Consider the following 26,744-nt stretch of genomic DNA (forward strand, 5'->3'; position numbering starts at 1 on the left):
AGGGCTGAAAGCCCTGACCTTCTTCAAACTCCGCATCTTGTTGTAAAACTATAGCTTGATGACCAGCAAATCTTCCGAATCCTCCGTCTCTTCTTTGCCCGACCCAAAGAACAGTTCATTATCGGAAGCATGGATGTCGACCTTCGCGATAGCGCCGACACGCAATCGATTGCTCGGGGTTTTTTCTGCATACGCTTCGGCCTTGCCCTCTATCGTCATCTCAATCCTCTTAACCTTGCTGAGATCGACCCCCTCGTTTAATGGAATATTAGCGGGATCGACTCTGGGAACCTTGATCGTCCATACGGACAGGAGTCCCGGCATTATTCGATTGTGCCCGTCGCCAATGGCCCCTCCGAATTTGGATTCGAATTTCTCCCCCTTGCCCCCTTGGGAGGCTGCTCCGCTCTCGAATTTCACCTCGTATTCATAGAAGCCCTCGCTCCTTAAGTGGATGAAGTCATGGCGCTCGGCATAGGGATCGAGGAACGTGGACGAGCCGGAATGCATGTATTTGACATAGACATCCCCTTCCGTATCCCGCGCTCCGGGAAGATGGATGTGGCAGGAGCTCACCGTCATATGCGCTTTCCCGCCAATTTTATCCCGTATAAGCTTGTTGTCGAGCGACAGGGAGAAGACCGCTTCCCCGCTCTCGCGCAGAGAGTTGAATTGTTCGGGGAAGCTCTCTTCCGAGAAAATGAACTTCACGTTCTTATAGGGCTGTACGGGACCTTCCGCCTCGTTGAGAACCTTCGTCAGCTTCAGAATGATGTTGGCATGAATTCTGCTCAGCTCTGCGACATGGCTGTCTTCGATCTTCGGGAATCTCTCGTTCTTGAGCGTCAAGTATCTGAAAGCCTGATATTCCTGATACAGGAAATCAATCAAGTCAAGCTTGGCCCGATTATACAGACCGAGAATATAGGTATGGAAAAGAGGCAGGCTCGGACTCGACTGATCGCCAAGCGTCTGACTGATTCGATCCTTCTCGGAGCGGAGTCCGGTAATCTCAGCCGTCAGCTTCTCATCCTCCAGGTAGAACGCCTTGTAAGCCTGCAGCTTGCGTTGATAATCCTCCACCACATTCATAAAGTCGTAGAATGCTTTCCTGTATTCGGCGGCTTTGGCAGGAACCTTGTTGAATACCGGTTGGATCATCTCTTCGAAATCCTCACGAGACATCGTCATCAGCGTCGAGCTATACCCGAATTGTCCTTGCGCCTGGCTCTGCTGCTTCGCCAGATCGATCAGACCTCCGCCTTGCTTCCATAAAGCATAGCCGGCAGACGCCGTCTTCTTAACCGAATCCAGAGATTTAGAAAGCTCCTTCTCCTGCGCTTTCTTCTCCTTGCCTATCGTCTTCTTATCCTTGCCTTCCTCGTCAATAACGATGGTTTTGCCCTCGTTAACCAGGTTGCTGACGGCGGAGGCCAATGCTCCTCCGGCCTTGAGAGCCCCCACGACAGGAGCCACGTTCGTCACCAGCGCAACTCCCGTGACCACGAGATCCAGCGCGGCTTTCATCGTTTCCATCTCCAATGCCTTCTTCAGTGCATCCACGAACTCTGTGGATTTCTGCTGCAGGTAGGTTTCCTTCTTCTCAATATCCTTCAGCATCGCATCCGCAGTCGCTTTGAGCTGCCTTCTCTGGCCTACGAGCTCCTCTTTGCGTTTCTCCATCTCCGCGATCTTCTGCTCCGAGGATTCCATGGCTTTCCTGATCACGCCGACCTGGCTATCCTTCTTGTCCTTGAATTCCAAGTAATTCATATACAGGCTCTCGGCCTGCTGAGCCGAGTCGATGAGTGCGCTCCCCATGGACACGTAACGTTCAAGCGGCATGAGCGGAATCCAGTTCCACGGGTGTCCGAAATAGTCGAGCCCCTGACTTAACTGGGCGATGAGAATCGATACCTTGTTTCGCAAAGCGAGCCACTGAAGAGACACAGGCAGGATCCGATCGCGGAAATCCGCGAAGGCCTTGAACTTCTCATCGTTCTCGTCGCCGGTAACTTCTCGAATCTCGTCAAACCACCCTGCGTCCGGAATCGTCTTCAGCAGCCAGACAAGCAATTCCGCAGCCTCTTCAATCTTATCTTCGCTCGATGCCAGATAAGCGTTGCTGGCTTTATTCAAGGTAAGCGTCTTCTGCTCCAGCGACCCCGCAAGCCTCGGGTCGAAGGAAGCTAGCGCCGCCCCGGCTTCGAACCCGCCGTACAGGCGCTTGTAGTCAATCGCCGTCGGACTTCCGTCGCCGTTCGGGCCGCAACGGCCCGGTTTCCCATCCGCTGCAGGACCGGCCCAACTCCCGTCGTTTCCTCTCGTGCCATCTCGGCCGCTAGGTCTGCGCTTATCGCCCAGCTTCTCATCCTTCATCGTCGTCATATAGCCTGTAATATATTTGACAATAATCTCTCTGCCGCCGGTACCGCCTTTTCCGCCATCCATTCCTCTGCCAGGCGAGGCTTGTTCCCCTGCTTGGCCAGGCCGGCTCTCCATGGTAATCAGTTGTTCCTTAGCCGGAATCACGAATCCGACGAAGATATCTCCTCCGTTGCCGCCATCGCCTGATTTTCCCGCGCTTCCTCCGTTGCCGCCATTTCCGGCCGAGCCCCCGTCTGTCGGATCGTCATTGCTGGAAAAACGGTTGATTCTCCCATCGTTTCCGTCCGGGCCTTCGGCGCCCCTGCCCCCATCTCCTCCATTCTGACCGCGGCCTCCTTGACCGCCGTTAGCAATGAGTCTGAGTCGTCCGCCAAGCTCGAATTTCTCTGCAGCCAACGTAATATTTCCGGCCGTTTGCCCGACTCCTCCGCTGCTGCCCGGCTTCCCGTCCGTGCCCGAGCTGCCTTTCGCTGGGCCAACACTGCCGCTCTGAGCGCTCGCGTCCGGATTAAAGTGTTGTAACGACTTATTGCCCGAAGTATTAATGATGACCTCTCCATCGGATGAAATAACGCGCGCGTTAATGGTAATATTTTTTCCCTTGAGCTCTAAATTGTCCGCAAGGTGAACGGTATCCGCATGAATGACATAATTCGCTGTCTTATCGTCCAAATAATACTTGGTCAGGGTGAGATCGGTTGCCGTGTGAAAGATGGTATCGTCTTTTCTTCCCGTCTGAACGCTTGAAAACTGCAGTGAGCTAGTCGTGCGATCCCCTTCTGCATTTCCTGCCAGTTGCTTGTCGCCGTTTTCCGCCATCATTTTCGCCCCCTTATTGGTCGTCCAATAAAAACCATATCATACAAGGCTAAACATACTCTAAACGGCGAGAGGGCGCGAAACCTTCAAAGCACTTGCCACTACATCTGTGCGCTGACTTCTTTATAGGGAATTCACACCCCTTTCGGGACAAGGAGTTAAAGGAATTTTCATCCCATAAAACCTGATTCTCTATGCGGGTGCTCCCCATACGGAAGGGAACGAACAGGAAAAAGCCCGTCCCAAGAAAAACACAGGACAGGCATCGAGGGCTCCCTTTCAAGCTTCATACTCGAATTCATATAGACCGCTTCCGACAATCTGCTCCCCCGAAGGCAAACAAACCGTTGCCGTTGTATTCGCAGGTATCTCAATGGACAACCGAATCGTACTTCCGTTTCTCTCCCATGCCGATCGAATGGTGCCGAACACGGACTCGTAAGATGCCTTGGCATAAGAAAATCCTGATTCAACATACGGCGCGATTCGAATATGCTTATAGCCCGCTTCAAGCTGGCTGATTCCCGCAATACAACGATACAGCCAGTCTCCAACACATCCAAACGCATAATGATTAAACGATACGTTCGTTACCTTGCCGTCCGGCAGAATGGCTTGCCATGCCTCCCAAATAGTTGTCGCTCCCTTGCCGACCTGATACAACCAGGAGGGACACTCCGTCTGGAAGAGCAGCCGATAAGCGACATCCGGACGACCGTTCCCACACAATACATCCAATAAGTAAGGCACGGACACAAAGCCGGTATCCAGCCTCCAGCCGTTCTCCTCAATCAACTTAATCAAATGCTCCAGCACCTTGTCGCGCAAGGAATCGGGAACCATATTCATATGGAGGGCCAGCACGTAAATACCTTGAAAATGTGCCGTGAGTCGACCGTCATTCTGCAAATGCTGCCTGGAGAATGCTTGACGAACTTTGCAGCCCAGCTGCGCATAACGAACCGCGTCATCCGTTATTCCCAATACGGTTGCGATCTCGGCCAGAAGCTGTGCCGAATACGCATAGAAGCAGGTGGATACAAGCTCCCTTGTGAGGTAAGCGCTCCTGCGCATATCAACCCTCTCTCCATCGCTGCTCATACTTAAGCTGGGGATCAGCCAGTCACCAAAATGCAGCCCGCTTGGAGTCCAAAGATCGTCAGCCGCCTCAGAACGAATATAGTCGATCCACTTCGTCATCGCCTCGTAATTGTCACGAAGAACCTGTGTATCGCCATACTGCTGGTACAGCACCCATGGAACGATAATTACCGCATCCCCCCATCCTGCGGAGGAAGGACCGTATATCCCTTTAAGAAATTTCTTGAAGCCGTTCGAGAACGGAACTACACTGGGGACCTGTCCATCCTCCAATTGCTCCAGCCTCACATTGCGCATCCAACCACTCAAGAACGCATAACTGTCCATATTAAAGCACGCGGTCGGCGCAAAGGCCTGAATGTCGCCCAACCAACCGGCCTTCTCGCGTTGCGGACAGTCGGTCGGAATCGACACCATGTTTGATCTCTGGCTCCACGCAATGTTGGACTGCAATTGGTTAATTCGCTTGTCGGAGCATTCAAAGCTGCCGCTGCGCCGCAGATCGGAAGCAAGCACAACTCCGGTGAAATCCTCCAACCGGATAGTCCCAGGATACCCTGTCACCTTAACATAGCGGAACCCGTGATAGGTGAACCGGGGCTCGTATTCCGCCTCTGCGCCGCCTCGAAGAATGAAGATATCCTTCTGATCCTTGTGGACCCCAATAATATTATTGAAGAAGTTTCCTTCTTCGTCCAGAACCTCGCCATGCTCCAACGTAACTCGTGTTCCGGCTTTTCCGGCAGCGCGAAAGCGGACTTTCCCGGCTATATTCTGCCCCATATCGATAATGGCTTCACCTCGGGGAGATTGAATCAATCGCACCGGACGAATCATCTCCACTGCCCGGATGGGCTCGGCATACTGTGCCATGAGATTTGCGTATCCGAACGAGACTATACGGGCAGGCTGCCAATCTACCGCTTCGAAATGCGGCCTGCTCCATCCCTCCTCGCGAAGGCGCGCATCTACCATCTCCCCGATAAACAAATCCGAGTATTGGATTTCTCCGAACGAGCAGCAGAACCGCTCATCGCTTCCGATAACCAGCCTGTCTCCACTCACAGTCTCGATCTCCAACTGCAGCAGCAGCGCCAGCTTGTCCCCGTAGCAGCAGCAATCTCCGGTCAACCCAATGCGTCCGACATACCATCCGTCGCCCAGAACCGCTCCTAGAGCATTACTCCCAGCGCGCAAGAGTTCCGTCACATCGTAAGTCTGGTACTGCAAAGCATATTCATAAGAAGTAAATTCCGGCGCAAGCTCCTGATCTCCGACCTTATGCCCATTCAGCTCCAATGCGTACACTCCGTGGGCCGTCGCATAGATGCGAGCCCGCTTCAGGGGCTCCTTGATCTCGAACTCGTGCCGAAGCAGCGGACTGGGCAGCAGACGTTCTTCCGAAGCCTTCTCCTGCGGAGGCTCGATCCATTGGGCACACCAGTCGGATTCATGAAGCAAGCCCATCTCCCACCAGGAGCTCTCGCTCCACTCCGACTCTTCCTCACGTTCATCCCACACCTTGACTCGCCAATAATAGCGTGTTCTGGATTGCAATGCCTGTCCCTGATAGGTTACAAAAACGGACTGATCCGAATACACCTTGCCGCTGTCCCACAGATTCATCTCCGATACATGGTCATCAAGGCCCACGATGATTCGATAGGCCGTTTGCTTGACCTTGCTACGTTCCGATCTCAGCTTCCATGCGAATCGCGGATGAAGACAATCCGTGCCCAATGGGTTAATGCGGGATTCCAACTGCATATCGTATATCCGAGTCTGATAGTCAGCCGTGCCAAAGCCCATCATGCCATCCCCCTATCCCTTGACCGCTCCACTGGCCATCCCCTGAATAAAATGCTTTTGCAACACAAGAAACAGCACGATGAGAGGCAACGATCCGATGAGAACTGCTGCGAAGATTAAGTTCCACTGATTGACGAATTCGCCTGTGAAGGAATAGATCGAGAGTGGAATCGTTCTTGCGCTTTTGCTTTGCAAAAACAGCAACGGAACAAAAAAGTCGTTCCAGATGGTCAATGTATTCATGATGAGCAAGGTGGACGTAACCGGCTTAAGCAGCGGAAACAAAATCGACCCGAATGTACGATAAGGTCCGCATCCGTCGATTAGCGCGGACTCCTCGACCTCTTTGGGAATCGTCTTGAAAAAGGCCGTATACAAGAAGATCGAGAAGGGCAATCCGAGGGCAATATAAATGAAAATGGGTCCCGGATATTTGCCAATCAAGTGTAGCTGGCTTAACAATTTATATAGCGGAATCATGGCCATTTGGAACGGAATCATCATGCCGGCAAGAAAATAAAGATACGTAGCTGTTGCCCACTTAGATTTTCTGCGTGACAACGGATAAGCCGCCGCAGAGCTTAAGAGAATGATGAAGGTTACGGATAGGCCCGAGATCACCAGGCTGTTCGTAAGCGAACGCCCCATCGTGCCTTCGTTCCAGGCAGCGGCAAAGTTCGACCACTGCAAGGCCGCCGGCAGACTTAACGGGCCTTGCGATAAATCCGATGGAGCCTTTAAGGCCACAAATATAACGATAAGAATCGGAATGAATACAATGATGGCCCAGATAGACAGGATAAGCGTAATAAGGGGGCTGTTACGGTTGTGAAGAGCCATATTCAATATTCGACCTCCCTTTTTCTAAGCACGAAGATCTGCAACAACGACAAGACCAAGATTATGATGAACATAATAACTGCAATGGCGCTGGCATACCCCATCCGGTCAAAACTGAACGCCTGACGGTACAGCAATATGGAAAGATTCTCCGTCGAGGTGCCCGGCCCGCCATTCGTCATGACAAAGATTGTATCGAAGATTTTAATGCCTACGATCATGTTGACCACGATGTTCACCGTGAAGGATTGGGCAATAAGCGGAAACGTAACGTTCCTGAACATGCTCCATCTCCCTGCACCATCGAGGTAAGCCGCTTCGTAAACCTCGGAAGGAACGGACTGAAGTCCGGCCACATAAATAATCATCGTAAACCCGACGAAGTGCCATATGCTGACAAAGATGATGCTGTAGATCGCAAGATCGCTGTTGCCCAGCCAGTCCTGGGCGGCACCTCCCAAGCCGATCGTTCTCAGCAGAGTATTAACGATTCCGTCGGAAGGGCTGTACATATAAGCCCAAATGTAGCCGATCGCCAAGGCGCTCAGCATCACCGGGATTAAGTACCACACCCGCAGTATACGAGAGACTTTACCCGTGCCCTGAAGCCCCAGAGCCAGAGTCAGTCCCAGCGCATTTTTACCCACGGTCAGACAGAGGGCAACGAGAAAAGTAATTTTGATCGCATTCCATACATCGGGATCGGACAGCAACTTCGTGTAATTGCTTATTCCAATAAATTGAGTAGCCGGGTCCAGCCCGTTCCAATCCGTCAAGCTATAATAAAAGCTGCTTAGAACCGGGATAACCAGAAATACGGTAAAGACTAGAAATGCCGGGAGAATAAACGTTCCATCAACCCAGATTTTTCTCAACGCCATTCCCTCCTTGTCTATACAAAGGCCGGGCGCAACCGCTGCGCCCGGCCTACTTTGCCCCATCGCACTATTGCCGAGCTGCGCCCTCTTTAAAGGCTTTATCCATCGCGGTTAACATACTTGCAATGTCCTTGCCGGCAAACACGTTCTGAACTTGTTGGAACATAACGGATTGAACGGTGCTCGGCCATACGGAATCCAGAAAGAAGTAGCTGCCGACCTTTAGCCCTTCCTCCATGTCCTTCAAAGCGGGATCCAGATCAGCTGTCACATCCTTGAATACAGAGAAGGAAACGACAGAATTGAGGACAAATTGCGCAATCTCCGGACTGGCCAGAAACTCAAGATATTTTTTCGCTTCGGCCGGATGCTCTGTCTTGGCATATATGGAGCCATAAAGGGAAGGCATCGACGATACCCACACTGGCTCTCCGGCGCTCACATAAGGCAGCGGGAACATCCCCAGCTCCAGATTTGGATTCGCCGCTCTAAGCGCGGCGATGCGGCCATGCAGCGTAACCGTCATCGCAATGTCTTCCGCCGCCATCATCTGGATAACCTGATCATTGGAGGTCCCTAGCGTATCTTTATTGAAATAGCCTTTGTCATTCAGCCCGACATAATCCTGCATCATTTGTTCCCACGGCGATCCTGTAAACGTCTGGCTACCTGCGTACATGTTCTTGTCGAAATCCGGATTATCCCTGTAAATAGCCGATGGCGCCATGGCGTAAGGAATAAGTTGGGTCACGTACTGATCCTTCAAACCAAGACCTAACGGCGTCAAACCCGCATTTTTGATCTTCTCGCAAGCGGCAAGAAATTCATCCCAGTTGTTGGGCACGGCAATCCCAAGCTCGTTAAATATTTTTTTGTTGTAGATGACCCCGATCAGATTTTGCCTGTTCGGCAAGCCGTACACCTTGCCATCCTTACTGGCGATTTCTTTGGCTGAATCGGTCAAACGCGCTACCCACGGCTCGTTGCTTAGATCCATAAGGTAGCCGGCCTTCACGAAGGAATCCTTCTTCGTGCCCGCAAATACAGTGAAAATGTCCGGCGCGTCTCCGGAGGCCAGCTTGGTTTTAATAACGGTTTCGAACTGGTCTACGGGAGCGGTTTGCAATTCGATCTTGATGCCCGGGTTTTGTTCTTCGAATCTGCGGTTCACCTCCGGCATATAGGCCGTATCAGATGTATTGGCCATATACATGGTCAAGACTACCTGCTCAGGCTGGCTGCCCGCTCCACCACTTTCTTTGCTTTCATTCGATCCTCCGCATGCCGCGACCATTAATGCCATCATCGCAAGAATCGAAAGCACTGCCGTTTTTCTAATGTGTCGCATCCGCCTCATCTTTGTTTAACCTCCCTTTTGGTTTGCCTCTTTATCTTAGCGATTCTTTTGTTTGTTGAAGTCTTACTTATTTTCCGATCTGGGGGGAATTTTTTTTCTGTTTGCTGTAGTCAGTTGGCGTCAGACCGAACGCCTTTTTAAACAATTGACTGAAATATTTGGGGTCTTCGTAGCCGACGCGGCGACTGATTTCCGATAAGCTCAATGCCCCCATGTCCAACAGCTCTCTCGCCTTCTCCATGCGAATCTCTAGCACAAAATCAGAGAAATTGAAGCCCAGCTCGTTCTTGAACACCCTGGACAAATAACCGACGCTTACATGATGGTCCTTGGCAAATTGCTGCAGGGAGTCCGGCGCCTCAAACGCATGCTTGACCTGATGCATTAGCATATGCACAAGCTCCTTGGCATCCAGCTTGCTCGTGCCCAATCGGCTGATATATTCGAGAAGCTTGCGCCCTAGCCAATCTCCAAGCTCAGCGTAGGAGGTCATTCTATGAATTGAGGAGGAAATTTCGTCGAGCTCGACAATTTTCCTGTTCAGAGAACGGGTGAAGTTGTATTGCAAGGCCGTAAGCATGTCCGTCGTGAAAACGATCAATTCCTTAACCGTCAAATGCTGAAGCTTCAACTCGCCCATGATCTTCTCGATTTCGGGCCGGATCTTGAGCATTTCTCTTTTGGATAAGTAAATTTCCAGAACCCTTACCCTGTCCCATATTTTAGAGGTTTCAGAGTTAACCGCAGCAGTATGGGTATCCTTGAACGTGCTGGACTCCAGTCTCATCTGCTGACCGATGCTCTCAATCCCCTTTAGATAGGCGGAATGCAGCGTTTCCCCCGTTCCCTTGATGAAATACGTCGTATGAACGTCGCAACGCTGGCGCTGCCTCTCTGCAGCATGAATTTTTGTTGCCCAATCTCCAAGGCTGTACCGAATGGACTCCTTGGAGGGACTCGGAATAAGGACGCATTGCCTTTTGAAATCGGGAAACAGGACGCGACTTCCGGGAGGAAGGTCTATTAGCTCTTCGGCTTGCAATTGAAGCGCTGCGTCCCATGTTTCAGAGGAGCCCTCATTGCCCAAGGAAGACATCACGATACCGAAAGTCTCCCGGGTCATATACTCCGTCATATCGCCTGCTTGTCCTAGCATTTCTCTGATCAGCGTCCAATCACTCAGCTTTTGCTTGTTGTCCATTGCCTCTTGAAGCTCGACAATCAATTTATCCACGGCCTGGCGAAGCGCCGCTTCTTCAACGGGCTTGACCAAATACTCCTTCACCCCTAATTGCATGCCTTGCTGAGCATAAGAGAAATCGCCGTAACCGCTCAAAATAATGGCCGCCATATCCGGGTAGCTTTTCTTTAAAGCTGCAATAAGCTCCAGACCGTCCATTCGGGGCATTCGAATATCGGTGATGAGAATGTCAGGTCGAATAGCGGTACACATTTCCATCATCTGAAAAGCATTCTGAGCCGTGTATATGACATGCTGCTCCTTGTATCTCTGGAGAAGGAACTCGATCTCCTCCAAGGCTACGATTTCATCCTCAGCTACAAAAATATTCATTGCGCCCTTCCCTCCCCGTCAACAATCGCCCCATAGGGAACCGTCAAATAGACCTGAGTGCCCTTCCCCAATTCGCTTTGAATGCGAAGTCCGTAGCGATCCCCGAACAGCAATTTCACTCTCTTCTGCACATTCGTAAGTCCAATTCCGGACTGGCTGCCCTCCATGGAGAGGGAATCCGTTATTTCACTTCCGTTTCCGGCGAGAGAACGTTGAACTAATTCCAATCGCTCTTTAGACATCCCCGGTCCAGTGTCGGTTACTTGAATGACAATGACCTGCACGCTGTGCTCCTCGGTTGCGCTCCAGACGGTCTCCAACGCTGCCGTTACTTCAATGACACAGCGATCCAGGCACTGTTCGACTCCGTAGATCATCGCATTCTCCACAATCGGCTGGATGGATAGCCGGACAACCTGCGATTGCATGAGAGATTCGGGCATATGACACCGATAAAGCAGCTTATCAGGAAAACGCAGCTTCTGAATATGCAAATAGTTATGAATGTGCCCCAGTTCCTCTCTCAAGGTCACCGTTCTTTTCCAAGTTTTCAAGCTATAACGAAACAGATCGGCCAGGGAGCCCGCCATCAACGCCACGTCCAGAATATTGCGCTTTCGGCAAAGCGCTTTCATAAGATTCAACGTATTAAACAGCATATGCGGATTGATCTGGGCCTGCAGAGACTGAAGCTGCGCATCCTTCTCCCGCAGCTCGGCCTGGTATACGCGATGAATCAGATGATCCACGCTTTCCAGCATGATGTTGAAAATCCGGGCAAGCTGTCCGATCTCGTCCCGAGTGCCTCTCTCGTATAAACGCACCTTGAAATCGCCCATCTCCACCCGTTTCATAGTGATCATAATTCTGGATAACGGTTTCACAATTCCAGATGCAAGATAGTAGGAGCATAGAGTGATGATTACAAGGAAAGAAATTCCCAGCCCAATGAGCAGATTGCGTATTTTAAGGGACTCTGTAATCGCCTCCGTATAAGGCAGGATCGATAACATATGCCAATGCGTATTTGACGATTCGACGGCAGAGTACAAATAACGCTCTCCACCCCATTCCATGAAGCCCGACTGGTCCTTCAGGGCTTGCAATATTGCCGAGTCCAGTTTCTGACCCGTCAGTTGACTGTGGCTGTCTAACAATACATTTTCGTCTTGAAGGACCATATATCTGGGCGTTACTTTCTGGTCCAGCTGGTATCGGTTTCCTATAATCTCCTGGAAGAGCTCCGTCTGCAAATCAATTTTCATAAAGGCCAGACGCTCTCCGCTCTCCAGATCGTTAATTGGACGTACCAACGAAAAAACCCGCTGTGAGTTCAGCATCGATTTGGTTTCCTGCCCTGTAGGCAAATAAAGTAGTACAGGAGCCTGGGTACTCGCCATCACTTCATACCAAGGCTCGTCCCGGACAGAAAAATCGGATCGGGGGGTATCTCCAAGGGAAATACTATAATTGCGGCCATCTTCCGAAAAGATGTTTACTCCCTGAATATAAGGCCAGGGCGATGAGAGCAGCAGCATCCGGTAGTTCATCTCATTGTTGTCTTCCAGAGGACCGATTTCGGAGGGGGCTCTCAGCACTCTTTGAATAATCGGATCGCTTAATATGGAGACAGATAGCCTCTCCATGTTCTGCATGTGGACATCAATCGTGATATTCATCTGTCTAATGGTTGTCTCCATCAAATCTTGCGTCCGGTGCCTGTAATCTTTAGTCATTTTGAAGTAAACCAAGGTGCCAATGATAATAAGGCTGAGAAAGAAAATAGCCGATATTGTTGCGGCAATTTTATTTTTTAAACGCCAGTCCACCCAGTTGATCATCGCGATGCGCTCCTTAATCGTGTGCCGAAGCAGAGATGTCATTAAACTATCATAATTCAAAGATGACGAGGTAGCCTAGTTCCTTCTTAACCCAGAGAAAAGACCAAACAGGAACTGCATCCATGAAGTATAGTATAGCTCAGCTTCGACACGATAATACAAGCCGCTTCCCCTGCACATAGGAGAAAGCGGCTTGTATTGGTCATCTGTATGTTCGTTATCCCAACCTCAGAAGCTCTTTCAAATGCACGGTCAGCTCTTCCGCCGCTCTTTCATGGGCTAATCTGCCCGGATGGTTCCTTGCGCCCACCGTAGCCTCCGTTGTTCTCGGAAGCTGGAATACCGTGGCCTTCCGGTCCCCCGTTCTCTGGATATAAGCATTCATGGCGCGGTGAATCGCCGGCATCATCGTTATGCCCAGCATGCCGTAAGCCCACACGATATGGGTGTGTTTGTTATATTGTCTGATCTTAACGAGGAAGCTCCCGACCGCCTGCTCGAACGCCGCCATATCCTCTTCCCGACAAGCGTCGTCTTCGCGCAGGCTGATTGCGGAGCCGTCGTTCGTGCCCAGATTCACCACTACGATATCCGGCTGCCACGAGTCGAAATCATTTTTCTCGAATGCTCCTAAAGCCTCGTTCCTCTCTCCCGTAAGAAGGCCGCACACCTGCTCGTAGTATTCCGGAAGGTTAGCGCGCGGTTTGTTGTCCCAGCTCTTCCATGCGCCCCATCCGCTTTGGGAAATAATCCGAAACTCCGCATTCAGGGCCTCTGCCGTCAACGCGCAGTAGTTGTGAACTGCGCTGAACCACATTGGAATCCAGTCCGTCTCCGACTTAGCGCCTATCGCCCCTTCTCCCGAAGTAATGCTGTCTCCGATAAACTCGATTCGATAGGCTTTCTCTTCAACCGGCCTGAAGCCTCCGTCCGACTTCACCGCATGAATCTGCAGACAGCACCCCGCATCTCCGCTCATCGCCTGCACGTCCTTGACCACTCGAACGTTTTTTACAGCCGCAGCATCCATGCCTCTGAATACGCAGATCCAATACTTTCCCGCCGTTAGCATCTGTCTGCTCACCGGAACGGAGTTCAGCTCGATGCTGATCCATGGCTCATATTGATCGTAAGCGGCTTCTACCTCAATCCACAGCTCCGTCCCCAGTGCGTTCAGCTCGATTGCGCTCCCTGTCCAGAAGAGCGTCAGCGGAGATAGACGCCCTGTCGTCCGGCCATGAATCTTCAGTTCGGCGATGTCGGGCAAGGCATACACCTTGAGCTTCGCCTCGGTATGGCGAACTATCGCTTCGATGACCGTATCCCATTCCTCCGGATGGATCTCATGTCCCGAGCCCTCCAGGGCGAGCAAGCGCCCCTTCGGAATCGCATTCGCCAACGCTACCCCATGCTCATAGGGAATAATCGGGTCCTCCGTGCCATGTATGACGAGTGCAGGAACGTCAATCTCGGCTGTACGGGCCAAATAAGAGAAGTCTCCGGTCACGACCCCGTGATTGCTCATGCTCGCCGGGCTTCTGCTTCTTCGAACTTCTTGCCGAGCCAGACGCCGCACCCGATCCTCCTCTAGCGGATGCTTCGAGCCTGCCAGAACCCTCCACTTGTCTACGGAGAATCGGATGATCTCTTCCTCGTCGGACCAGTCAATGGCATCGGAATTCGCGAAAAACTGCTTCACCTTCTCTTCCATTGGAGGAAGCTCCGGGGCAAAGTTGGATGTCGCCACAAGCGACAAGGTCAGCACTCTTGCGGGATGCCGCAGGGCCAGTATTTGAGCGAGCATACCGCCCATGGACATGCCGCAGATATGCGCTTGCTTAATGCCGTATGCGTCCAGCACCCCCGCGGCATCATCGGCCATGTCTTCGAACGTATACTCTGGCCGTCCCGGCTCATATGTGGTTGAACGCCCGACATCGCGGTTGTCATACCGAATCGCGAAGCGTCCGGCCGCTGCCAGACGCCGACAGAATTGTTCCTCCCACCAGACCATGGAGGCTTGAGCTCCCATGATCAGCAGAATAGCGGGATCCCCCGGACTCCCAAAGCTTTCGGCGCTAATCTCCACGCCGTTCAGTTGGATTAATCGTTCGCTCATCTCAGCCATCCCCCATGATTGAAAAAATAAAAAAGCCCAGGCTAGCCGCCTGTGCTTTCAGTAATCGAGAATAGCAAGAAGAGAAGGCCCCGATCCTTCAGCCTCATCTTGCATTGGATGTAATAAGGTTACCATGAGGTAAACTATTCTTCGATTACTACGCACAGAACATAGCCGAAATACGCCTATCCCATTCGTTGTGCACAGAAAAATCGAAAATTAGTTCAACACACGCAACCCTCCGCTCTTCCAAATTGGTTTTATCTTAGCACGACCTGTTTTGCCTGTCAAAGCTCGGATCGTCTTACGGCTTCGCGGTTCCTGTCAACCACGCGGCCAGCTCCTCGGTCTGGTGAAGAATGGCCAGCGGATCCCAGTATCCGGAACGGTCGCTTCTCCACAGGAAAACGCGGTTATTCTTGACGGCATCCAGCGAGCTCCAGACCGGCTCGGCTTTGATTTCGTCCAGTGTAAGGGAATCCGAGGTCAGAACGATGTAGTCCCCCGCATACTTCGGCAAGGCCTCGATCGAGACGGACGCCCATCCCGGATCCGCCATCTCGGCGGCAACGCCTGCCGGCGGATTGAAGCCAAACCCCTTGTAGATCGGCTGACCGCCTTTGCCGAATTGGCTTCCGACAGCCATTATGCTCTTGTCCGATATCTCCAGGACGGAGAACGTAGCGTCTGTGGGAACCGCCTTCAGCACGCTTTCCTTCGCGGCTGAAATACGCTGATCATAGTCGGCGAGCCAACTTTCCGCCTCCCGGCTCTTATTCAGCAATTCCCCGAAGTAGGCGATTTCCTCGTTTACCGTTTGTAAAGAAGCATAAGGAATAACGACCGTTGGCGCAATCTTGGCGAGCTGCTCATTCAACTCGGCATACATGTCGTCCATAATGATCAGATCCGGGTCCAGCGCCATAATCTTCTCCAGATTTCCGTTTCCGTCGCCTATGTTTTCGACATCCTTCAAGTATTCCTGAAAGTAAGGATTCTTGATATGGTGGTCCGAAGTGCCGATTGGCGTTACACCTAGCGCAATCAGGCTTCCCAGATATTCGCCCGCAATAATTCTTGTGGGATTGACCGGTACCTCTACGTCTCCGTTGACTGTTTTTATGATTTTCGTCTGCGGCTGCGCGGCCAGAGACTCCGATACGGATGGAGCAGATGAAGCGGTTGGCTGCTGAGCGGTCGGCTCATTGCTCACTCCGCAAGCGCTGAGTACAAGCGTAAGACTTAACAGCAATGCCGAGGACAATAACGTCCCGGACGGTTTGAACATCTCTGTGTCTTCCTCTCTATCGTCGATTTCACTATACTGATAATGATTCTCACTCGTATCAGTATAGCCACTCGACTCCAGAGGAACAATGGACGATCTCATGATTGTGGAAGGACAATCTCCTGACCGTCGACTCGCGGCATGCTCTTCCCGAAAGCGGGCAGGGGACAACCCTTTATGCTTCTTGAACAGCCTGCCCAGATAATAAGGGTCCTGGTACCCGACGCCGACGGCGATTTCCTTCAGGGTGGCATCCGTCTCCAGCAGGAGCGCCGTTGCCTTCTCGATGCGTACTTTGATTAAATAATCGATCGGGCTGAGCCCTGTGCGATTTTTGAAATAGGAGGACAGATGAGGAACGCTGTAATTCAGGCTATCCGACAGCGATTCCAGCGTAAGCGGCTCGGCATAACGGCTATGGATGAGGGAAACGACCTGTGCGGCCAGATCGCGTCTCTCCGCTTGTACGTTCTGTACGCGCATCTGCCCCAGCAGCTCATGCACGAACTGATAGAGTAAAGCCCGCGCTTGCAAGGAACCGAGCGGCTGGCGCTTGCTCCAGCTCTTGTACATATCGCTCAGGAAGCGGTGCAGGGCGACCGGAGCGACCGGGACAAAGCTGTAAGAAAGCTCGAATGCGCGCTTACGTCGACTGGCTTCGGCTGGCTTGTACGGGGCTGGAGAGATATCGCTCGCTTTATAATAAACGCTGTAATAGTCCAGTCCGTCGCCAGCGGCGTGAAGGTCGAGAAGCGAGCCTTTTCCCGCATGAAGCACCGTATAACGCTTGATCTCATGAGCTGCGCCGTCCAGCACAGCTGCTGCGCCGCCGCGAAAGGACATTAGGAACAAACCGGCAGGAACGACATACGCCCTCATGCGTTCGCCCGCCTTCATCGAGACACGGCGAATGTCCAGCACCTTGCAGTGTGCGTTATCCCATAGCTTCATCTGCTCGTTTATGTCCATATCGACCGAAACCGCCTTTTCTGAATGTCCTGATCGGATGGATGACGGCATCGGAACGGACCTTCGGGAACCGTGCTTATCTCGCCCCGACCCTCGACTTCGCGCGCAAGGTTTCGCCCAGCTTCATAAGCTCCAACGCCTGAGCGTCCAGCTTCAAGCGCTCCCACTCCGCGGTCAGCCGCCTGATGGCTTCTCCCGGCATATCGTCCGCTAGCCTGTAAGCCCCGTAATGCATCGGAATAAACTGACTGGCGCCTACATCCAGATAAGTCTGGACCGCCTCCTCCGGCGTCATATGAGAGGTCTGCATGAACCATTCGGGATCATAAGCCCCGATCGGAAGCAAGGCGATATCGATAGAGTAGGCTTCTCCAATGGCTTTGAACCCTCGGAAGTACCCGCTGTCACCCGCAAAGTAAATGGATGGGTTGTCTCCCGTCGCGTCACGGACGATCCAGCCCCCCCAGTGAGAGGTGTTCGTGTCCCATGGCGTCCTGCGCGTCCAGTGCTGAGCAGGCACCATATCGAAAGCAACGCCTTGCACCGTTACGCTCTGCCACCACGGAACTTCCTCCACCTTCGGAAAGCCTTTGCGCTTCAGCATTCCGGACAGCCCCTCGGGCACCAGCAGCAGCGGATTCCCGGGCAGCGCCCGCAGCGACGGGAGATGCAGATGATCGTAGTGGGCATGAGAGAGCAACACAACATCGATGGGGGGCAGCTCGTCCATTCGCAGGCCAGGCTCGCTAAGCCGTTTGGCGAAGCCCATCCGCTCGGCCCATACCGGGTCCGTAACGAGATTCAAGCCCCCGTATTGAATCAGGAAGGTGGAATGCCCGATCCAGGTAAGAGTCGTTTCCTTCCGATTGGCATGCAAATACTCCGCTTCCTTCTTCTCGGCCTGCGGAACCGCATAGCTCATATCCGGCTTCTTCCCCCTGCGCTCACGCTGCCAGTTTCTAAGATCGCGGAATGATTTAATCGTTGATACGCCGTCCAGATTCTCGAATCGCTTCCTGCTTCTCATGAATAGAACGTTCACCTCTTGCTTTTAATCTTCAAATATACGATACGGTTATAGCTCCTCCCATTGTATCATGCTGAACAGCTTTCAATTAATCCCTCGCCTTCAGAGGACGAAAGCCCATCCTCTCGCCAAGGATGGGCCTTCGTCTTCCAGTATTTCTTTACCCCGGTTGGCCGTTGCCTTTTCTTACCACGGGAATCCAGATTTCGGATTTGAATTGCGGCGAAGCCACTTCCTTGCTCTCGTTCCACAGCATTTCCGGCCCTTCGCTCAGTTCATAGTCCGAAGACGGAAACCATTCCGAGTAGATGCGTCCCCAGACCTCCTGAAGCGCGCTCGGAAAAGGACCTTCCGACTGGAACACAGCCCAGGCGGATGCCTGCACCTCCAGCTGCTCCAGCCCTTCTGGGGCCTCCTTCGTCGTGGCCGCTCCGATGTAGTGATCCAGCTCTCCTTTTTCCTCCATCCGGCCCTCGCCGAAATTAACAGAGGCGCTGATCAATCCTGATGGCTGGACATTCGACAGGCCTTTGAGGGTGCCGATTAATTCCGGCGTAAGGCTTTCATACATGGCGGCGATTCCGGGGTTCACTCCCTGGAATACGATCGGAACCCGTTTCTTGATCCCTACGATGCGAAAAGCCTCCTTGTCCTCGATGCGGTAATTCATTTCGCTTCCTCCCTTAACGGTTAGTTGAAAGGTCATCCGCGGGAAGGCTTTGAGCAATTGACCATGAACCTTGGCCTCCGAAGGCGTTACCCCATGTACGCTCTGGAATGCCCGGGCAAAGGAATCCGGAGAGGCATAGCCGTATTTCAAGGCGACATCGATCACCTTGCTCTCTCCATGGCTAAGCTCCAGCGCCGCCAGCGTCAGTCGTCTGCGGCGGATGTACTCCGACAAGGTGATGCCGGAAAGAAAGGAGAACATCCGGGTAAAATGATACTCCGAGCAGCAGGCGATTCTGGCGGCTTCCTTATAGTCCACTTCATGCGTCAGATTGTCCTCGATGTAGCTCAAAGCGACGTTCAGACGTACCAGCAAATCCATGAGCTCATCTCCCCCGTTGCTTAAATCTTATCCGTGCAGGGATTTTCTCTCCCGACATTTCGTGCACCATTTTGCAGGCTCCGCTTCGCCGCAGACGAGAAGCTCTCTATTGAGCAGATTGTAAACAATCCGTAGAGGATTAGGCAAGAATCGCCCCTGGTCGGCTTACCTTTCCTCAAGAGGAATACCGCAAGTGACGTCGAAATGAGAAGTTATGATAAAAACAAGAAAGATATGGATGATTACCTTGCTGTTTCTGGCAGCTTTAACGGGGCTTCGGTTCCTGTGGCTGCATTATAACTCCGATAATTCTTACCCGATTGCGGTCAAAGGCGTGCTGGATCTGCGGAGCTGGGAGGCTCTGACCGAGCATTCCCTTCCCTTGAGGGGGGAATGGGAGTTCTATCCTGGCATGCTGCGGTTCCAAGACGGCGTCCCTCCTTCCGCTGCGCCCGGGATGAGCAGATGGATCCAGGTTCCGAGCAACTGGTCGTTTGAAGATCAGCCTTACGGCAACGCCAACTACGGCTTCGGAACTTACCGCTTAAAAATACTGATCGATCCCGATCGAGGCAAGTCTTACGGCGTCTCCGTGTCGAGCATCAAGAGCTCGTCGGAGGTGTACATCAACGAACGGCTTCTCGGCCGTTCCGGTCAGCCCGCCGCAAGCAGAGAGGACTATACGCCGAAGGACGTGCCCTATTCGGCATACTTTAACGCAGAAGACAAGGGCGAGATCGAGCTTGTGGTCCAAGCGGCGAATTTCGACAACTCCCTTGATGGCGGGCTCGACCGCGTCATCAGATTCGGACTGGAGGACACGCTGAGAAAGGATCTGGGCTTCTCCAGAGGTATGGTTTGGGTCGCCTGCATCGCGTACGCCATTCACGTTCTGTACGGCTTTGTCCTGTATCTGGTAGGAAGCCGGGACAAGAAGCTCATCTACTTCTCCCTAATGATCGCGTGCATGATTCTCGCGACGCTAATGGACGGCGAAAGACTATTGTATCAATGGGTTCTGTTACCGTTCACATGGGGACACAAGCTCATGGTTCTCGGCATCCTGACCGGGGCTTATGTCCTGTATCAGCTCATTAAGGACATGCTGCCGGAATTGCTGAAGCGCCGGGCTTCCCTAGCCTATGAGCTGTTATGCGGAGCTGCGGTTCTGTCCGTATTCATCTTGCCCTTGCATACCGTGCTCGCTCTGCTGTATGCGTACCTCCTGCTCATGTTCGTCCCTTGCCTGTTCACGACCGTAGTCATGTACAGGTCGACAGCCCGAATAGATACGGACAGCCTATTCTTGCTTCTGGCTGCCGTAGCGGCGATCAACAGCTTGATCTGGCTCGTCGTGCTCAATGCTTATCAGATCGAGATGATCTCTTATCCTTTCGACCTCATCATCGCGATGATCTGCTTCTCGGCGTTCTGGTTCAAACGCTTCTTCCGCTTGTCCGAAGAATCGCATAGACTTGCGGATACGCTTCGGCAGGCGGACAAGCAGAAGGACGATTTCTTATCCACCGTCGCGCATGAACTGCAGAACCCGCTGCACGGTATGATCAACATATCGCAATCGGTCTCGGAGAGAGAAAGGAGCAGGCTGGGAGGCGACAGCGCCAACGATCTGCAGATGCTGGGGAAGGTCGGCCGACGGATGTCCCATATTCTGAACGATCTACTGGATATGGCCCGCCTCAAGGAAAATCGAATCAGTCTGATGCTCAGGAACATCTCCCTGCACGGCGTAGCCTCAAGCGCTATCGATACGCTGCGGTTTATGACGGAAGGCAAGCCTATACGCCTGATCAACCGTATACCGGTTGGCTTCCCGCTCGTCCAGGCCGACGAGAACAGATTGAATCAGGTGCTGTTCAATCTGCTGCACAACGCCGTGAAATACTCCGATGCGGGCGAGGTGTCGGTGCAGGCCGACATCCGTGACGGATGGGCGAGCATATCCGTTGCGGATACGGGAATCGGGATGGAGCCGGAGATGCTGAGCCGGATTTTCAAGCCCTATGAGCAAGCTTCGGCGGAAGGGGCTTCGCTTCGAGGCGGCTTCGGTTTGGGACTTAGTATTTGCAAGCAGCTTATCGAAATGCACGGAGGCGCTTTGACGGTCCGCTCCCAGCCGAATGAAGGCTCTGTGTTCACATTTACCTTGAAGCTGGGTTCCGAAGATAGCCGACAGGCGTCGGCCGAGCCGCTCATCGCGGCGACCCAGCTTGCACTGGAGCCTGACCCGATGGCCTGGGGGGTGTTGATTCTTCCTTCCGGCAAACCAGGCCAAAGCCCGTCCCCGGACCGGATTCGCTTGCTCGCAGTCGATGACGACCCCGTCAACCTGAATGTGCTGAGGACGATTTTTGCCGAGGAGAATTATGAGGTCTTCCCGGCTATCGACGGCCAGGAGGCGCTCGCGCTGCTGGAATATGGCGGATGGGACTTGATTATCTCGGATGTGACCATGCCGATCATGTCCGGCTATGAGCTGACTGCGCGCATTCGCGAGCGTTACTCCATCGCAGAGCTGCCTGTGCTGCTCTTGACGGCCAGCAATCAGGACAAGGATATTGAGGCGGGATTTCTGTGCGGCGCCAATGACTATGTAACCAAACCAGTGAACGCTACCGAGCTGAGGTCCAGAGTTCGATCGCTCACGAATCTGAAAAGATCGGTGAACGAACGCTTGAGGATGGAAGCGGCGTTGCTGCAGGCTCAAATCAAGCCTCATTTTATGATCAATACGTTTACCGCCGTCTCCGCTCTCAGCAAGATTGACACGGACAAAATGGACAGCCTGTTCGAGGAGCTGACTCAGTACTACCGGCTCGGCATCGATTTTCAAAACTCCGACCAGGCCGTGCCGCTCGAACGGGAGCTTAAGCTTGTTCGCTCTTACCTGTATATCCAGAAGGAGCGCTTTGGGGACAGGCTTCAGGCGGTATGGGAAATCGATTCCGACATACATATCCACCTGCCCCCTCTGACCCTTCAGCCTTTGGTGGATAATGCGGTTACGCATGGCCTGTTGAAACGGAACGCGGGCGGCGAAGTCCGGATTCGCATCACCGATCTCGGCCGAACCGTCGAAATCTGCGTCTCCGACAACGGCGTTGGGATCGAGGAGGAAACACTCGCGCAACTCCTAGATAGACAGAAGGGCGGACGCACGGGAATCGGGCTGCTGAATACGGATCGACGGTTGAAACAATTTTGCGGCAGCGGCCTGAGAGTGGAAAGCAAGCTAGGTTCCGGAACCTCAGTATCCTTCACGATACCCAAAATGGAGATGACGCCTCCGGGCGTCTGAAATCAGCAGAACCACTCCGACAAGGGAGTGGTTTTGCTGATTTGCGGCCCCGCACTTCCGTCGCGTCGGCTACTTAGGAAATTCCTTTGACGAGCTGGCCCAGAGCTTCTTGAATAGGCGTTAACGGGCGGCCCAGAAGACGCTCGAAGTCGTTGCTCTCCAGCTCCAGTGTGCCTTCGCGGATGCCTTGCTGAATGCCGATAAGGAAAGGCACGATAAATTCCGGCACTCCTGCCTGACCCATGATCTCCGCATAGGCGGCATCGTCCACTTGCTGAACCGGCACCTCCTTGCCCAGAACAGCGCCGAGAGCGGCTGTCAGCTCCGCCTGCGTCAACGGCTTGCCGGACAGCTCGTAAATCGTATTCTCGTGCCCGCTCCCGCTCAGCACGGCTGCTGCCGCTTCCGCATACTCTTGCTGAAGCGCCCAGCCGACTTTACCGGAGCCTGCGGATGTTACCCATGGCGCTCCTGCAAGTACGCCCTGGATGCTTGAGATTTCATTTTCCAGGTACCAATTGTTTCTGAGGAAGGAGTAAGGAATTCCGGTTGCGAGAATGGCTTTCTCAGTCGCTTGGTGCGGCGCGGCCAGGAACAGCTTGCTGTCCGCCGCGTTCGCCAGGCTCGTATAAGCGATAAAGCCGACCTTCGCGCGTGCAGCCGCTTCTACCGCGTTCGTGTGCTGACGAATTCTCGTTTCCGTATCGCCGTCCGCAGAGATGATGAGAAGACGGTCAATTCCGGCAAAAGCCGCATCCAACGTTTCCGGACGGTCGAAATCCGCTTGGCGGACATCCACTCCGCGAGCCCGAAGGGCCTCGGCTTTCTCCGGGTTGCGAACGCTGACGGCCAGTCGGCTGGCAGGAACGGATTGCAGCAGCGCCTCGACTACCTTTGCCCCAAGCTTACCCGTTGCGCCTGTCACTAAAATTTTCATAAACTCTACCTCCGCTGTGTTGTAGTTTTAATTGTTATAACCGCATCGGTTACAACTTGTATAAAATAAAAGCTCTAATAAGAGCTATTATTCAAAACCTCTCGGTCAATTGAGCTAACGTCGTTTGCTCCAGTCTTCTCTCCATCACCCGTTGAGCTTCTTCCAGCTCCTTCTGAAGCACGAGCTCAATATTGCGTCCTACGGGACAGTTCATGTTCGGCTTCTCATGAATGCGGAACAGCCGATTTTCTTCCGTCACATCCACGGCGTGATAAATATCCAGCAGCGTAATTCGGCTTGGCTCCTTCAACAGGGCGGCGCCTCCGACTCCAGGACGCACCTCCACCAATCCCGCCTTCTTCAGCATGCCCATAATTCTCCGAATCACGACAGGATTCGTATTCACGCTTCCCGCGATAAAGTCGCCGGTGCATTCCTGCGGACTAACAGCAATTAAGGACAGCGTGTGCACAGCAATGGAAAAGCGCGTACTGATTTGCTTCATTTCAATCACCACCGTTGTAACCATTTTAGTTACTACGAATCGCTTTGTCAAGGACAACACAACGGATCAATCCGCGAATGAAGATTTCGCGGGCCTCTCGGCCCACCGCTTATTTTTTGGCAGCATGCGAGAAGATACCGGCTATGATAACTCCGATCAAAACCACGATCATCGCCTGCAGCAATCCGATCTTTTCTCCAAGCACTCCCAGCACTGGCGGCCCTGCCAAGAAAGCAACATAGCCCAAGGTAGAGATCATGGCAACCCGCGCTACCGCGCCGTTGGGATCATCTCCCGCAGCGGACAGCCCTACCGGGAAGCCCAACGAAGCGCCTAGCCCCCACATAAACACCCCGATAACGGCAATCGCTACGGATGAGCCGAAGATGACAAGCAGCAATCCGATCGCGGCCGAAACGGCGGCAACCCGGAGGACAAGCACTCGGCCGTATCGATCCAGAAAGAACCCCCCCGATATTCTTCCGATGAGCATCGCGGCCAGAAAAACGCCATAGATCGTAGTGCCGGCGATTGCACTAAGCTGAAACCCGTCGACCATGATTAACGGCAGCCAATCATTCGCGGAGCCTTCGGCAAAGGCCATACCCAGCACAATGACCCCGATAAGCAGAGTTCTCGGTTCCTTCCAGATCTTGATTGCCGGCGCTGCCTGTTGGTCGACGCCTGATTTAGAGACGGCTTCCTCTTTGCCCGTTCCATTCGGCAAGTATTTTGATATTCCCAGAACGATAAGGACGATGAGGACCCCAATGATGAGCAGATGATACACCGCATCGAAGTGCAGCTTAATCGCCAAAGAGCCTAGCCCGGCTCCTATCAATGTACCACCGCTGAACGAGGCGTGCATGAGAGGCAATAACGTTTTGCCCGCCTGATGCTCCAGCGCCGAGCCCTCGACGCTTTGCGCGACTTCAATCAAGCCATAGCCAAGGCCGAACAGGGCCAATCCGGCAAAAACCGTCCCGATGGAAGGGATAGCCAGCCCCAGGCAAACTACGAATAACCCTGCCGACACCAAGATAATACTTGTACAGATGGTTAGCCGCGCGCCATAACGGGCGATCACTTTGCTTGCCGCTGTCAACCCGATGATGGAGCCGAATGCGAGTCCGAAAATAACCCAGCCCATCGTTGAAGTTGAAGCTTGAAGAATGTCCCTGACTTCGGGTGTTCTTGAAATCCACGACGAAAACGCCAGCCCCGACAGAGAAAAGATGATAAACAAGGCTATTTTTCGCAATCTGACTTCTCTGCCCGCATTGAATTGTTGTGCTCGCTCACTCATGCTGATTATTCCTTTCTGAGCGCCCGGATTGCTTATCTTTTCTCGATGACTTGCAGCCGATAGGTCAAGCTTTCCAGGGTCGCGGCGACCATGCCCTTCATGTATTCCCGACGCGTATCGTTCTGGATATAAAGCTGAGGCATATGCTCCTCCGGAATGTCCCTCCGGCAACCCGCATAGAGCTCGTCCAGCTGAGTCTCCCGAGGGAGATCGCCTGTAATGACAATGGTCACCGGGTTAATGATGGCAATGATCGAGGTCAGCGTATTGGCGGCTAATCTGACGAAGCCTTCGTCGGTGTGCAGCTGCCGCAGCTGCTCCTCGCGCGTCATGCCAAAGGGCAAAAAGGAAACCTCTCCGCCGAAGGTCGTGTTGCCGGACAAGATTCGTCCGTCGACGATAAACCCGGCGCCGGGATAATGATTTCTGGGAAAGGTCGCGACCGCGAACGTCTTTTCCTCATCAAAATTTTGCAAATGATAGAAGCCGTACACCGTCATGTTCATATCGTTCTCGACAGTGACCGATATTTCATACTTTTCTTCGAAATACGGCCCTAACGGTTGGCCCGCAAGGTCCGGAACATCGCAAACGCCGACTACTCCCCGATGGACAACGCCGGGTACTCCAATGCCGATCGCTTGTACATTGCCGCTTTCGCCGATCAGCCTTTGGCTTAGTCGATCTATCGTATCCACATCGAGATGCGCGAACTCCAAGGTTGCTTCCTGGACGATCTCGCCGACCAGATTCGCAAGGCTGTAGCTGATGGAGTGAATGCCTCCCTCGGTCTTGACGAGCAAACAAAGAATACAGCCAAATTCGGCGTTGTACCTATACTGCTTGGCCGGTCTGCCGCCGCTCGTTCCTTCCGGCTCCATCTCGATCGCTTCGCCTGCGGCGACAAGCTCGTTCAAGATCGTGCCGCATGTGGCTACGCTCAGCTTGGTTAAGCCTGCAATCGACGCTTTGGTGCCCATTCCCTGCGCCTTTAGCGCATTCTTCACAAGCTCTACGTTCATTCTTTTCACTTGAATCGTGTTATGCGTGATGGGCTGCATGTCCTCAGTCCTTATTATAATACTTTTAATAACTAATTTAATATCAGAAGTGTAGCGCACCTTGCTCCCGAAGTCAATCGTTCCGAACCTAAGATGTCCGGCTGATTTGTCATTGTGCTGTGATCATGTCACCACATGGCTGTTCTGAGATCAGGTTACCATGGGCCAGGAGACATTGAGCAGAGCAGAGATGAAGAAGGCTGTCGTGGTGGAGAAGATCATTAGCGGACGGATGACGAATGCGGAAGGAGCAGCCGCACTCGGCACGAGCGAGTATGTGTTGGGAAAACATTAATTCCTCAGAGTCAGAGTTTGCACGGAGCAGGTGAGGAGCAGAGTAGTGCTGCAAAGTCGAACTAGCGGCCTGCACGGAGCAGGTGAGGAGCAGAATAGTGCTGCAAAGTCGAACTAACGGCCAGCACGGAGCAGGTGAGGATAAGAGTAGTGCTGCAAAGCCGAACTAGCGGCCTGCACGGAGCAGGTGAGGAGCAGAATAGTGCTGCAAAGTCGAACTAACGGCCTGCACGGAGCAGGTGAGGAGCAGAGTAGTGCTGCA

General features: G+C 52.9%; 16 protein-coding genes and 1 pseudogene. 1 reads left to right on the top strand and 16 read right to left on the bottom strand.

All coding sequences use genetic code 11. From position 1 onward, the window contains the following. Nucleotides 1-48: 48 nt before the first annotated feature. The 12 genes and pseudogenes from ACFO1S_RS07495 to ACFO1S_RS07550 all read right to left on the bottom strand — a co-directional run bounded on the left by ACFO1S_RS07495 (nt 49) and on the right by ACFO1S_RS07550 (nt 19,060). Nucleotides 49-3,210: a hypothetical protein gene (locus ACFO1S_RS07495; RefSeq protein ID WP_204604066.1), complete on the bottom strand. Its 3,162-nt coding sequence runs from the start codon at nt 3,208-3,210 to the stop codon at nt 49-51. A 276-nt stretch (nt 3,211-3,486) separates the two neighbouring features. After that, on the bottom strand, nt 3,487-6,120 hold the full coding sequence (locus tag ACFO1S_RS07500) for a family 78 glycoside hydrolase catalytic domain (RefSeq protein ID WP_204604065.1): 2,634 nt from the start codon (nt 6,118-6,120) through the stop codon (nt 3,487-3,489). Nucleotides 6,121-6,129: 9 nt separating this feature from the next. Next, nucleotides 6,130-6,957, bottom strand: a complete 828-nt coding sequence (locus ACFO1S_RS07505; protein WP_378126539.1) for a carbohydrate ABC transporter permease — start codon at nt 6,955-6,957, stop codon at nt 6,130-6,132. A 2-nt stretch (nt 6,958-6,959) separates the two neighbouring features. After that, the gene (locus ACFO1S_RS07510; protein WP_204604063.1) at nt 6,960-7,832 is read right to left on the bottom strand and encodes a carbohydrate ABC transporter permease; all 873 of its coding nucleotides are present in this window, start codon (nt 7,830-7,832) and stop codon (nt 6,960-6,962) included. A 70-nt stretch (nt 7,833-7,902) separates the two neighbouring features. Continuing rightward, the gene (locus ACFO1S_RS07515) at nt 7,903-9,192 is read right to left on the bottom strand and encodes an ABC transporter substrate-binding protein (protein ID WP_204604062.1); all 1,290 of its coding nucleotides are present in this window, start codon (nt 9,190-9,192) and stop codon (nt 7,903-7,905) included. Nucleotides 9,193-9,259: 67 nt separating this feature from the next. After that, a complete protein-coding gene (locus ACFO1S_RS07520) occupies nt 9,260-10,765 on the bottom strand; it encodes a response regulator transcription factor (RefSeq protein ID WP_204604060.1) in 1,506 nt (501 codons plus the stop codon). After that, entirely contained in the window at nt 10,762-12,648 is a 1,887-nt protein-coding gene (locus ACFO1S_RS07525; protein ID WP_378126532.1) for a cache domain-containing sensor histidine kinase, read from the bottom strand. Before ACFO1S_RS07525 ends, ACFO1S_RS07520 begins: the two co-directional genes overlap by 4 nt. A 175-nt stretch (nt 12,649-12,823) precedes the next feature. Further along, on the bottom strand, nt 12,824-13,678 hold the full coding sequence (locus ACFO1S_RS07530) for an SGNH/GDSL hydrolase family protein (protein ID WP_378126540.1): 855 nt from the start codon (nt 13,676-13,678) through the stop codon (nt 12,824-12,826). A gap of 219 nt (nt 13,679-13,897) precedes the next feature. After that, nucleotides 13,898-14,725, bottom strand: a pseudogene (gene mle, locus ACFO1S_RS07535) (alpha/beta fold macrolide esterase); the annotation flags it as partial. A gap of 304 nt (nt 14,726-15,029) precedes the next feature. Continuing rightward, the gene (locus ACFO1S_RS07540; RefSeq protein WP_204604057.1) at nt 15,030-16,982 is read right to left on the bottom strand and encodes an AraC family transcriptional regulator; all 1,953 of its coding nucleotides are present in this window, start codon (nt 16,980-16,982) and stop codon (nt 15,030-15,032) included. A gap of 76 nt (nt 16,983-17,058) precedes the next feature. Continuing rightward, nucleotides 17,059-18,009 carry an MBL fold metallo-hydrolase gene (locus ACFO1S_RS07545; RefSeq protein ID WP_204604056.1) on the bottom strand — a complete coding sequence of 317 codons (951 nt, stop codon included), beginning with the start codon at nt 18,007-18,009 and terminating at the stop codon, nt 17,059-17,061. Nucleotides 18,010-18,169: 160 nt separating this feature from the next. Beyond that, the gene (locus ACFO1S_RS07550) at nt 18,170-19,060 is read right to left on the bottom strand and encodes an AraC family transcriptional regulator (protein ID WP_204604054.1); all 891 of its coding nucleotides are present in this window, start codon (nt 19,058-19,060) and stop codon (nt 18,170-18,172) included. A 238-nt stretch (nt 19,061-19,298) separates the two neighbouring features. On the opposite strand from ACFO1S_RS07550, the gene ACFO1S_RS07555 reads away from it, so the two are divergent. Continuing rightward, nucleotides 19,299-22,379 carry a hybrid sensor histidine kinase/response regulator gene (locus ACFO1S_RS07555; protein ID WP_378126535.1) on the top strand — a complete coding sequence of 1,027 codons (3,081 nt, stop codon included), beginning with the start codon at nt 19,299-19,301 and terminating at the stop codon, nt 22,377-22,379. 73 nt (nt 22,380-22,452) lie between these two features. On the opposite strand, the gene ACFO1S_RS07560 is transcribed toward ACFO1S_RS07555, so the two are convergent. From ACFO1S_RS07560 to ACFO1S_RS07575, 4 genes are all read right to left on the bottom strand, one after another. Beyond that, nucleotides 22,453-23,316, bottom strand: a complete 864-nt coding sequence (locus tag ACFO1S_RS07560) for an SDR family oxidoreductase (protein WP_204604052.1) — start codon at nt 23,314-23,316, stop codon at nt 22,453-22,455. Nucleotides 23,317-23,407: 91 nt separating this feature from the next. Continuing rightward, nucleotides 23,408-23,821 carry an Rrf2 family transcriptional regulator gene (locus ACFO1S_RS07565; protein WP_204604104.1) on the bottom strand — a complete coding sequence of 138 codons (414 nt, stop codon included), beginning with the start codon at nt 23,819-23,821 and terminating at the stop codon, nt 23,408-23,410. Nucleotides 23,822-23,930: 109 nt separating this feature from the next. Next, nucleotides 23,931-25,127 (bottom strand): MFS transporter, encoded by a 1,197-nt coding sequence (locus ACFO1S_RS07570; protein ID WP_204604051.1) that lies wholly within the window; start codon nt 25,125-25,127, stop codon nt 23,931-23,933. A 32-nt stretch (nt 25,128-25,159) separates the two neighbouring features. Next, nucleotides 25,160-26,188, bottom strand: a complete 1,029-nt coding sequence (locus ACFO1S_RS07575) for an ROK family protein (RefSeq protein WP_204604050.1) — start codon at nt 26,186-26,188, stop codon at nt 25,160-25,162. Between the last annotated feature and the right edge of the window lie 556 nt (nt 26,189-26,744).

The sequence above is a fragment of the Cohnella boryungensis genome (assembly GCF_042651945.1).
GTDB lineage: Bacteria > Bacillota > Bacilli > Paenibacillales > Paenibacillaceae > Cohnella > Cohnella boryungensis.

What these genes read in the sequence shown, in the direction of transcription:
- ACFO1S_RS07495 (WP_204604066.1), bottom strand. Translation starts at nt 3,210, where the DNA reads ATGATGGCGGAAAACGGCGACAAGCAACTGGCAGGAAATGCAGAAGGG.
- ACFO1S_RS07500 (WP_204604065.1), bottom strand. Translation starts at nt 6,120, where the DNA reads ATGATGGGCTTTGGCACGGCTGACTATCAGACTCGGATATACGATATG.
- ACFO1S_RS07505 (WP_378126539.1), bottom strand. Translation starts at nt 6,957, where the DNA reads ATGGCTCTTCACAACCGTAACAGCCCCCTTATTACGCTTATCCTGTCT.
- ACFO1S_RS07515 (WP_204604062.1), bottom strand. Translation starts at nt 9,192, where the DNA reads ATGAGGCGGATGCGACACATTAGAAAAACGGCAGTGCTTTCGATTCTT.
- ACFO1S_RS07520 (WP_204604060.1), bottom strand. Translation starts at nt 10,765, where the DNA reads ATGAATATTTTTGTAGCTGAGGATGAAATCGTAGCCTTGGAGGAGATC.
- ACFO1S_RS07525 (WP_378126532.1), bottom strand. Translation starts at nt 12,648, where the DNA reads ATGACATCTCTGCTTCGGCACACGATTAAGGAGCGCATCGCGATGATC.
- ACFO1S_RS07530 (WP_378126540.1), bottom strand. Translation starts at nt 13,678, where the DNA reads ATGCTAACGGCGGGAAAGTATTGGATCTGCGTATTCAGAGGCATGGAT.
- ACFO1S_RS07540 (WP_204604057.1), bottom strand. Translation starts at nt 16,982, where the DNA reads ATGGACATAAACGAGCAGATGAAGCTATGGGATAACGCACACTGCAAG.
- ACFO1S_RS07545 (WP_204604056.1), bottom strand. Translation starts at nt 18,009, where the DNA reads ATGAGAAGCAGGAAGCGATTCGAGAATCTGGACGGCGTATCAACGATT.
- ACFO1S_RS07550 (WP_204604054.1), bottom strand. Translation starts at nt 19,060, where the DNA reads ATGGATTTGCTGGTACGTCTGAACGTCGCTTTGAGCTACATCGAGGAC.
- ACFO1S_RS07555 (WP_378126535.1), top strand. Translation starts at nt 19,299, where the DNA reads ATGATTACCTTGCTGTTTCTGGCAGCTTTAACGGGGCTTCGGTTCCTG.
- ACFO1S_RS07560 (WP_204604052.1), bottom strand. Translation starts at nt 23,316, where the DNA reads ATGAAAATTTTAGTGACAGGCGCAACGGGTAAGCTTGGGGCAAAGGTA.
- ACFO1S_RS07565 (WP_204604104.1), bottom strand. Translation starts at nt 23,821, where the DNA reads ATGAAGCAAATCAGTACGCGCTTTTCCATTGCTGTGCACACGCTGTCC.
- ACFO1S_RS07570 (WP_204604051.1), bottom strand. Translation starts at nt 25,127, where the DNA reads ATGAGTGAGCGAGCACAACAATTCAATGCGGGCAGAGAAGTCAGATTG.
- ACFO1S_RS07575 (WP_204604050.1), bottom strand. Translation starts at nt 26,188, where the DNA reads ATGCAGCCCATCACGCATAACACGATTCAAGTGAAAAGAATGAACGTA.